At 40.2% G+C, this 1,203-nt stretch carries 2 protein-coding genes; one reads left to right on the top strand and one right to left on the bottom strand.

Features of this window, described 5'->3' with window-relative positions:
* Window positions 1-758: gamma-glutamyltransferase (locus ACFVSH_RS26850; RefSeq protein ID WP_387708876.1), on the top strand; the 758-nt coding region annotated here is incomplete at its 5' end.
* 145 nt (window positions 759-903) lie between these two features.
* On the opposite strand, the gene ACFVSH_RS26845 is transcribed toward ACFVSH_RS26850, so the two are convergent.
* Window positions 904-1,203 (bottom strand): LysR family transcriptional regulator substrate-binding protein (locus ACFVSH_RS26845; protein ID WP_387708874.1); only part of this gene is annotated, 300 nt, incomplete at its 5' end.

Here is a 1,203-nt window from a genome sequence, read left to right as displayed (position 1 = left end):
ATGCAACACCGGGTGGAGTTAACCAGGTGGAACCAGGAAAAAGACCAAGAAGCAGTATGTCACCGACCTTCGTATTAAAGGATGGCAATCCCTTCATGGCCATTGGTTCACCAGGGGGAGCGACGATAATAGCATCTGTATCTGAAACGATTATGAACGTGCTTGATCATAAAATGCCAATCCAAGATGCCATATTAGCGCCGCGTATTTATTCCGCTGGATATCCGACAGTTAGATGGGAACCGGGAATTGAACAAAATACAAGGTTGGAGTTAATGGCAAAAGGCCATGTTTATGAAGAAAAACCCCAGCATATCGGAAATGTGCAAGCTGTTATTTATGATTATGAAAAAGGGAAAATGTATGGGGGAGCCGATAATACGAGAGAAGGAACTGTTCAAGGAGTGTATAATGTTTCCTATAAATCGAAAAAGCCAAAAGAAATAAAAGAAGAAAAAAAGGGACCGTTTACCTTAAAAGTGAATGGAGCGGTTTATCCTTATTCAGCTGAACAAATGAAACTGATAGATGAAAAACCCTATATCCAATCAGACAAATTGTTACTTGGTTTGGGTGCAATTGGAACAGGGGACTTGGAAACATTCAAACCAGATAAAAAATCGTATCTACCGGTGTTAAGGGTTGCGAAATCATTAGGATATAAAACAAAATGGAACGAAAAAGACAAAGAGGCACTATTGGAAAAAGATCCGGCGGGTATTGGAGATCCAGACGATGATGGCAGTGTCACGAATTAATTTACCCTGACGAATTTAGACTGAAACTGCTCTAGCAAGCAGTTTATAAGGAAATCGAGGGAAATGGCCAAAGCAATAAAATCAAACATTCCCCCTGTGCAATGTGCATATGGGGAATGTTTTTTTGTCATTACCGTTGATTTTTTTAGTCACCGTTCCTGACATCACTCTTAAAAAAGCTATGAATGTCCTCGATTAACCTACATACCGCGGGAGACAGATATCGATCTTTCAAATAAGCCAGGTAAACAGTCCTTTCCAAATAATTTGAATCGATTGCGCGAATTGCAGTATTGGGGGGGGCAGCGGATCTTATATAGTTTTCCGGTAAAATTGTAACCCCAAGCCCTGCTTCCACCAAACTGCAAGCCGTTTCAAGCCTTTCTATTTCGTATAGGATATTGGGAATTGCATTTTCATCCTTAAATGCTCTTAAGATATCATC

Source organism: Peribacillus sp. NPDC058002 (assembly GCF_042886655.1).
Lineage (GTDB): Bacteria > Bacillota > Bacilli > Bacillales > DSM-1321 > Peribacillus > Peribacillus aracenensis.
Note: the sequence above shows the minus strand (reverse complement) of the source record. Positions and strands in the feature narration are given on the sequence as shown.